Source organism: Tahibacter sp. (assembly GCF_032229445.1).
GTDB lineage: Bacteria > Pseudomonadota > Gammaproteobacteria > Xanthomonadales > Rhodanobacteraceae > Tahibacter.
On record NZ_JAVTWC010000026.1, the window covers coordinates 38,242 to 46,345 of the forward strand.

An 8,104-nucleotide genomic window follows, 5' to 3' on the forward strand; every position below is an offset into this window, starting at 1 on the left:
CGTCTGGCTACCGTCAACGCTGGCAACGCGGGCAGTGGAATGTGCTGCGCTGGCCCAGCACCGATGCCTTGATCGGCGTCGCGCAGTTCCTGCAGGGCAGGCCCGTGCGGCCATAGACGTACAGCTCCTGCTCGAAATAGCCGGGCAGGCCGTCGGGACTGATGAAATCGCGCAGCGTCGTGCCGCCGCGACGGATCGCATAAGCCAGGATGCGCTTCACCGCTGCGGCGAGATCTCGGTAGCGCGCGCGCGAAATCTGTCCGGCAGCGCGGGCCGGATGGATGGCGGCGGCAAACAGCGCCTCGGCCGCATAGATGTTGCCGACGCCGACGACGATCTTCTGGTCCATCAGAAACAGCTTCACTGCGCTCTTGCGGCCACGCGACAGCTGCCAGAGCAGGTCGCCGTCGAATGTGTCCGACAGCGGCTCGGGGCCGAGGCCGGCCAGGAGTTCGTGCACCTCGCCGGGGTTCTGCCACAGCTGGCAGCCGAAGCGGCGCGGATCGGTGTAGCGCAGGACCTGGCCGGAATCCAGGCGCCAGTCGATATGGTCATGCGTGCCCGGCGGCGTGGCCTCGGGCAGCACGCGCAGCGAGCCGGACATGCCCAGGTGCAGCAGCGCGCTGCCGGCCATCGTATGAACGAGCAGGTATTTGGCGCGGCGTTCGATATCGTCGACGCGCTGGCCCGGCAGCTGTTCGCGCAGGGCCGCGGCGATCGGCCAGCGCAGCTTGGGCTGGCGCACGATCAGATTTTCCACGCGCCGGCCGATCAGGTGCGGCGCGAGACCGCGGCGGGTGGTTTCGACTTCGGGCAGTTCGGGCATCAGCGCACCGTCGCGGCGGCGCCGGCATTCGTAGCCGGCAGCAGATGCTGCATCTGGATTTCGTCGAGCGGATAGAGCAGTGCGGGCTCGCCGCGCAGCGCGGCATAGCGGCCGTCGTCGCGGCGCCACAACGTATAGCGAAGGCGTGTACTGTCGGCGGCAATGAGTTCCACCGTGATCGTCGACATCGCTGGCGCGGCCTGCGCCGCGGCGACCTGGCTCGTCGTCACCTGTTGCCAGGCGGCAGCGAGTTCGGGCCGGCTCTGGCCGTCAATCATGACGTCCGTGAGCGTGCCCAGCGGAGCCGCCAGGCGATGGTCGAGTTCCGATTCGGCCGGCGCCAGCAGCCAGGCGCTGAACCGGTCGGGCATCAACGCGACGGTCTGATCGCTGAGCACATAGCGGTCGCCGCGGATCGCGTCGGTAAGGCCGAAGGTGATCGGCACACCGTCGAGTTCGAGCACGGCCTGTGGCGGATCGAGACCGATGCGGGCGAGATCGAATTGTGCGCGTGCATGGCGCGACCGCGGTGCGGCGCGCACGATCGTGAGCAGGCGGCCGATGGCATCGGCGTGCGCCGGCAGTACGTACGGTTCGCGCATCCACCAGACGCCGTCACGGCGCTCGAAATGACGCGCCGGCCGGTCGCCGTTGCGCACGCGCAGTTGTTGGGTCTGCGTAGTGTCGATCGCGGTAAGCGGCAGCCCGATCGCGGCCTGCTCCCGTAGCACCACGAGCCAGACCGTCACCGCCGCCAGTGCGACGATGCCTGCGAGTACGAGGTTCTGGCGCAGCTGCCGGCGCATTGGATCAGCGCCGCCGACGCCGGCGCCAGGCGATACCGCCGCCGACGAGCGCGAGCAGCAGCGGCAGTCCGATGAGGAGTCCGACGCCGATCACACTCAGGCGCGCCTGAGACATCCGGATCAGCCGGTCGGGTGCGCCGCGGTCGGGCACTTCGATCAGCGCATCGTCGGCCAGCAGCCAGTTGAAGATGCGCTGGCCGAGTTCGCGGTTGCCGCCGTTGCCGAGGAACTGGTTGGACATGAAATCGCCGTCGCCGATGACCACCGCGCGCTGTTCGCGCCGGTCCGGTCGCGGCGACAGGCGTTGTAATGCGAAGGCAAGGTCGAGCGGTCCGCGCATTTCGTCGCTATCCGCGTCGAATCGGATCGTCGCAGTGGATTCGCCGGCCTTGGGCATCGCACCGGTTTCGCTCCAGCTCTGTGCGCTGCTGCGCAGCAGCGGCTGAACCTGCCAGCGTGGCGCGGTCAGTTGCGCAAGCGCGACTGCCTGCGGCAGCAGAGTGGTCTGTTCCAGGCCGCGCGTGATCGCGTGATCCGGATACTGGCCGAGTGCGACGAAACTCGGATCGCCCAGGCCCAGGCTCGCACCGCTGCCGTCGACGAGCAGGCCCGGCAGCACGCGCACCGACAAGGTGTCGGCCAGCGTTTCCAGGCCTGCGTTTTCGGCGGGCTCGACCAGCCATAGCAACGCACCGCCACGTTCGACCCAGTCGATGATCTCGGCCACGACCGGCGCAGCGACCGCGCTGCGCGGGTTAGCGATGACGAGCAGGTCGGTGTTGTCGGGAATGCGCGCACCGCTGCCGAGCACCAGCGGCACGCAGCGTACGCCCTGGGCGAGCAGCAGCGCGGTGAACTGGCCGAGGTCGGCGTTGGCGCTGCCGTCGGGCTTGCGTTCGCCGTCGCCGGAGAGGAACGCGACCATGCGCTCCTGCGTGCGCGACAGGCGTAGCAGCGCGTTGGAGAATTCCTGTTCGGTAAGCCGCTGCACGCGCTCGCTGCGGCCCCGGTAGCGCAGCTCGATCTCGCCGTCGACGCGCACGCCGAGCGCACGCATTGCCGCAGGATCCGCCGCCGGATCGACGAACTGCAGCGTGATATCCGGCTTGTGTTCACGATAGCGCGCGACGAAGGCCGCGATGGCCGGGCGCAAGGTGCCGACGTCGCCCGCGTAGGAAATCACGTCGACGGGTGCATCGAGCCGCCCGACCAGCTGCACGCTTTGCGGCGCCAGCGAGGCGCCCCGCGCCGCGCTCCAGTCGCTGCGGAAACCAAAGCGTGTACTCAGAAAGCCGACCAGTCCCGCCAGGGCCAGACACAGCAGCGCATGGACGAGACGCCCGAATCCGCCGCGCATCAGTCCGCGCTCCGCAGACTGCCGATCTGGCGCGCCGTCAGGGCGAGGAACACCGCCGTGACGAGGCCGAACCAGACCAGATCGACGCTGGCGACGATGCCATCGCTCAACGGACCGAAATGCGTCGGCAGGGCGAGCCAGTTGATCAGGCTGTGACTGACACCGGCCGCGCGCGCGCCCAGGTCGATGGCACAGAGCACGATATTGATCAGCAGCGCGAGCGCGGTCGCCAGTACCGGCTGGCTGGTGACGCTCGAGGCATAGAGTGCCACGGCCGCGAGTGCCGCCGCATGCAGCGCCAACGCGAGCAGGTTCGCACTGAGCCGGCCGAGATCGAGCTCGGTCGTGCCGAGCAGGCTCAGCGGCATCAGCGCCGTCAGCGCAATCAGCAGTAGCAGCCAACCCCACAGGCCCAGCCACTTGCCGATGGCGATGGCGCCGTCGCCGACACCTGCGGCGAGTAGCAGGCTCAGCGAGTGCGCCCGTCGCTCGCCCGCAATCGTGCGCGAGCCAAGGATCGGGACCAGCACCAGCAGCACGATCGCGAGCCAGCCCAGCACGGGTGCGGCGACCTGTGCGGTCGCGCCGATCGAGGCTGCGTTGCCGGTGCTTTCCTGCAGTCGAAGGAAGGTGTCGAGCCGGCTGAGGAAGATCCAGGCCAGCAGCCCGAGGACGCCGGCCATGAGCACCCAGGGCCAGGCCTGCACGCGCAGGCGTCGCCATTCGTGTCGCGCAAGGACCAGGCTCGCGCTCATGCGGCGGCGACCGCCGGGTCGTGGTGGGCGGGATCCAGATCGGCGGCAATGCGCAGGAAGACCTGCTCCAGCCGCGCGGTTTCGCCGGGGGTCACCGGCGCAAGCTGGCGCAATTGCCCACGGTGCAGGATGGCGATGCGGTCGCAGCAGGCCTCCGCTTCGGACAGCAGATGCGTGGACAGGATGACCGCGTGGCGGTCGCGCAGACCGGCGATGAGTTCGCGCATGCGCAGCGATTGCACCGGGTCCAGGCCCGACGCGGGTTCGTCGAGCACGACCAGTGCCGGCGTGTGCAGCAAGGCCTGTGCGATGCCGACGCGCTGCTGGAAGCCCTTGGAGAGCTGACCGATCAGGCGCTGTTGCACCTCGCCGAGATCGCAGCGTTCGATTTCACGCCGTGTCGCGGCCATGGCCTCGCGCTGTGGCAGGCCATGCAATCGCCCGCAGAACACCAGGAATTCGGTGACGCGGAGTTCCGCGTGCAGCGGTGCGCGTTCGGGCAGATAACCGATGCCGCGCCGGCCGAGGCCGGGATGTTCGTAGAGGTCCGCGCCGTCAAGCAGCACACGGCCATCGTCCGGCGCGAGCACGCCGGCGATCATGCGCAGCGTGGTCGACTTGCCGGCGCCATTGACGCCGAGCAGGCCCAGCACGGCGCCGCGCGCGACCTCGAGGCTCAACGCATTGACGGCAACGCGTCCCGCGAGCCGGCGAGTGATGCGGTCGATGCGAAGCACGGGTACGGAGGCGGGGTCGGTCACAGGGGCCGGATTGTGGCTATGCGCCGCTGAGGCCACAAGGGCGCCGGCTAGTGACAGGTCGGTTCAGAATCGGCGGCAAAACGAACGTTTGCGTGCCTGGCACTTGGATTGCTTCATATAGTCCCCACAAACCTCGTCGCGTATAGTCTTCGCTCGCCTTCCACTTCGCCGACTTCTTAACTTATGTTTAACGCGATCACTGAATTTCTGACTGGGGGACTGACCCAGGCCAGTTGGCCGTGGTTGGTTGGATATTTCTTTCTCGTCACGCAGCTGACGATCTTCTCGGTCACGCTGTATCTGCATCGCAGCCAGGCCCATCGCGGCGTCGATTTCCATCCGCTGCTCAATCATTTCTTCCGTTTCTGGACCTGGTTCTCCACCGCCATGGTTACCAAGGAATGGGTCGCGATCCATCGCAAGCACCACGCCAAGTGCGAGACCGACGAAGACCCGCACAGCCCGGTCATCTACGGCATCAAGAAAGTCCTCTGGGATGGTGTCGACCTGTACCGCCAGGCACGTCGCAACAGCGAGACCATGGACAAGTACGGCCTGGGTACGCCGAACGACTGGATCGAGCGCCGCGTCTATTCGGCGATACCGGAAGTCGGCCCCACCCTGATGCTGTTCCTGAGCTTCGCGCTGTTCGGTCTCTGGGGTGTCGTGATCTGGGCCTGCCAGATGATCTGGATCCCCTTCTGGGCGGCTGGCGTCGTCAACGGTCTCGGCCATTGGTGGGGTTACCGCAATTTCGAAAGCAACGACACGGCGACGAACCTGACCCCGTGGGGCCTGATCATCGGCGGTGAAGAACTGCATAACAATCATCACGCGTTCCCGAGTTCGTCCAAGTTCGCCCTGCGCAAGTGGGAACTCGACATCGGCTGGATGGCGATCAAGAGCTTCGAGTTCGTCGGCATGGCGAAGGTGCTGCGTGTGGCGCCGTCGCTGGACGTGCGGCCGAACATGCATCTGCCGGACGGTGACACGATCAAGGCCCTGCTCGCGCACAAGTTCCAGGTCATGACCGACTACTTCGGCGGCGTCATCCGTCCGACGCTGCGCGAGGAAGCCGCGCGGGCCGGCGGCAACCTCAAGGACATGCCACGCCGTCTGCGCAAGGCCCTGTCCAGCGGCGGCCGCTGGCTCGACAGCGACGCGCGCGAACGCCTGGGGCAGTGGGTCAGCCAGCGTCCGACCATGGCGACCGTCATGGAGTATCGCGGCCGTCTGCACGAACTCATGGAAAGCCGCAATGGTGAAGCCATGCTCGAAGGCCTCATGCAGTGGTGTCGCGAGGCCGAAGCCAGTGGTATCCGCGCGCTGCAGGATTTCGCCGCGCGGCTCAAGGGTTATTCCCTGGCCACAGCCCACTGAAAAAAGTACATTCTCCACAATGTAGGACGACGAGGGCGCCAATGGCGCCCTCGTCGTTTTTGGCTAGGCTTCGCGAGTGCCGGCTACTCGCCGTCCTCGCAGAGCGTAAGGGGGCTGCCCGACCGAGTATGCCGGTGACGCATCCGGGTCGTTCCCCCAAGCCGTTTCTCTGGGCGTACGGAGGGAAAAATCGCGTCAATCTGTGACGGAATTCGCCTATTGCGCGGAATTGTGCGGCAACGAACAATGCGACCGCGCACGTTGCGCCTTATGGGGGAAACACCGTGAAAAAGCTGACTGGTTTTGCGCTGGCCGCCGTTGCCGTATTCGCTTCATCCGCCGCGTCCGCGTCGGAGAATAATTCCAAGGTCGTCATCACCAACAAGTCGTCGTGGGCAATTCACGAGTTCTATATTGCACCGCACAGCGAGCGGGAATGGGGTCCTGACCAGCTCGGCGACAAGACGATTGAGAACGGTGAAACCTTCACGCTGACCGACGTGCCGTGCGCCTCCTACGATGTCCGTGTCGTCGACGAGGACGGCGACGAATGCATTCTCGAGGACGTGGGTCTGTGCGCGACCAAGGACACCTGGGTCATCAACGACAAGGATCTGCTGGGCTGTCAGGCTGCCTCGAAGGGCGAGTGACGAGGACTACGACGTGTTCTTCGCGCCCGCCGCTGTGCGGCGGGCGCAACCAGGGCCCCGCGCGGTCTAGACTTCCGGGGACCTGAGTCCCGGAATTTCTTTCGTGAGTCCATCTGCAGAACCGGCCGGCGATTCCACGCGGGCCGCGCAACAGCGCCGAGTCGCCTTCGAAAGCCTGCGCGAGCGTACCGACGAGCTGGAACTGATCATCTCTGGCATCAGCCTGCTCGCGTTGCTCGCCCTGCCGGGCTGGCTGTTCGAGCATTGGGCACGGCTGGAAGTCCATGCCGCAGGGCAGCGCCATCTGCTGATCTCGCTGGCATTCCAGCTCGCCAGTGGCCTGAGCATGACCCTGGCCGGTGCCTTCCTGCTGCATCTGGCCGTACGCGCCTACTGGGTAGGCCTGATCGGACTCAAGGCAGCGTTTCCGGCCGGCATTCGCTGGGATGCCATCCGCAGCGTCGGTCCGATCACACGGGACTACCATCGCCGCACGGTCGTCGATCTCGACGCGACGATCGATGCGGCAGACCAGGCCGCGTCCATCGTGTTTGCGCTGGTCAGCCTCGTTGCGCTGTCGGTCCTGTGGATCGGCGCATTGCTGTCGGTGCTCACGCTGCTCGCCATGGGGCTGGCCCGGCTGTTCGGATGGGAGGCGGAGCCGGCCGGCGGGATCGGAGCGTATGCCTTCGTGCTGCTGAGTCTGGGCATCGTCTTTCCGACCCTGCTGCTCGACAGCGCGTGGCTGGCGCGGGTAAGACCGACGCCGATCGCGACCTGGCGCCGCCGGCTCGTGGAAAGTCTGGTCCGGCTGCAGCGCCTGCTGTTCGCACAGCGGCTGGTGCTGCCGGTGCAGCTGTCGCTGGAAAGCAACCTGCCGCGCTGGACGTTTTCCGCCGTGTTCCTGCTGCTCATCACGTGCACGCTGGTACTCGGCTCCGTGCAGGAAAAAGCGGTGCGCCAGTTTGCGCTGATCGCCAGCTATGACTATTTCGCCGACGCGGATGCCGACGACGGGCTGCGCAGCGCGCACTACGAAAGCCTGCGCAGTAGCGCACACGATGCGTTGTCGCGCGTGCCCCTGATTCCTTCGGACCTCGTGGCCGACGGCCACCTGCGCCTGTTCCTGCCCTATCTCCCCGACCGCGACAACGCGGTGCTGCGCCAGCGCTGTGCAAAGAGCGCGGAGCGCGCGCAACGCCAGTCCTGTCTGGCCGGGTTGTGGCAGGTCACGATCGACGCGACACCGGTCGATCTCGCGGGCTTCGTGCTGGCCGAGCGCCGCGACATTGGCCAGCGCGGCCTGCAAGGCTACCTGAGCCTGGCCGGACTCGCGCCGGGCCGGCACGAACTGCGCGTGGGCTGGAACTCCGGCGCCTCCGCCGAGGCCAAGCCGATCGAGTACCGCATACCGTTCTGGTTCTCGCCGCCATATCAGCAGGATCTGGCGCCCGTCAGCCGCTGAATCGAAAGCAGGCCCGACGCCGGGGGGCTCGGAAGACGGGTCTGCGGCGGGAGCGGGCACGCAAGTCTTGAGGTTCCTGCGCCGGGAGTCGGAGTCCATAAAAA

General features: G+C 66.7%; 8 protein-coding genes. 3 read left to right on the forward strand and 5 right to left on the reverse strand.

What is annotated here, in order from left to right:
- Positions 1 to 13 precede the first annotated feature (13 nt).
- The 5 genes from mutM to RUU78_RS06005 are packed head-to-tail and all read right to left on the reverse strand — an operon-like array spanning position 14 to position 4,505.
- Positions 14 to 826, reverse strand: a complete 813-nt coding sequence (gene mutM / locus RUU78_RS05985; protein ID WP_313914670.1) for a bifunctional DNA-formamidopyrimidine glycosylase/DNA-(apurinic or apyrimidinic site) lyase — start codon at positions 824 to 826, stop codon at positions 14 to 16.
- On the reverse strand, positions 826 to 1,632 hold the full coding sequence (locus RUU78_RS05990; protein ID WP_313914672.1) for a hypothetical protein: 807 nt from the start codon (positions 1,630 to 1,632) through the stop codon (positions 826 to 828). The genes mutM and RUU78_RS05990 overlap by 1 nt, the downstream gene beginning before the upstream one ends.
- A 4-nt stretch (positions 1,633 to 1,636) precedes the next feature.
- Complete coding sequence (locus tag RUU78_RS05995; protein WP_313914673.1) at positions 1,637 to 2,989, reverse strand: DUF4350 domain-containing protein; 1,353 nt, start codon at positions 2,987 to 2,989, stop codon at positions 1,637 to 1,639.
- Positions 2,989 to 3,744, reverse strand: a complete 756-nt coding sequence (locus RUU78_RS06000; RefSeq protein WP_313914675.1) for an ABC transporter permease subunit — start codon at positions 3,742 to 3,744, stop codon at positions 2,989 to 2,991. Before RUU78_RS06000 ends, RUU78_RS05995 begins: the two co-directional genes overlap by 1 nt.
- Positions 3,741 to 4,505: an ABC transporter ATP-binding protein gene (locus tag RUU78_RS06005; RefSeq protein ID WP_313914677.1), complete on the reverse strand. Its 765-nt coding sequence runs from the start codon at positions 4,503 to 4,505 to the stop codon at positions 3,741 to 3,743. Before RUU78_RS06005 ends, RUU78_RS06000 begins: the two co-directional genes overlap by 4 nt.
- 183 nt (positions 4,506 to 4,688) lie before the next feature.
- Here RUU78_RS06005 and RUU78_RS06010 point away from each other — a divergent pair, with 183 nt between their 5' ends.
- The 3 genes from RUU78_RS06010 to RUU78_RS06020 all read left to right on the forward strand — a co-directional run bounded on the left by RUU78_RS06010 (position 4,689) and on the right by RUU78_RS06020 (position 8,000).
- Positions 4,689 to 5,885, forward strand: coding sequence for a fatty acid desaturase (locus RUU78_RS06010; protein ID WP_313914680.1), 1,197 nt, complete (start codon positions 4,689 to 4,691; stop codon positions 5,883 to 5,885).
- 284 nt (positions 5,886 to 6,169) lie between these two features.
- Entirely contained in the window at positions 6,170 to 6,535 is a 366-nt protein-coding gene (locus RUU78_RS06015) for a hypothetical protein (protein ID WP_313914682.1), read from the forward strand.
- Positions 6,536 to 6,638: 103 nt separating this feature from the next.
- A complete protein-coding gene (locus tag RUU78_RS06020; protein ID WP_313914685.1) occupies positions 6,639 to 8,000 on the forward strand; it encodes a hypothetical protein in 1,362 nt (453 codons plus the stop codon).
- Positions 8,001 to 8,104 lie beyond the last annotated feature (104 nt).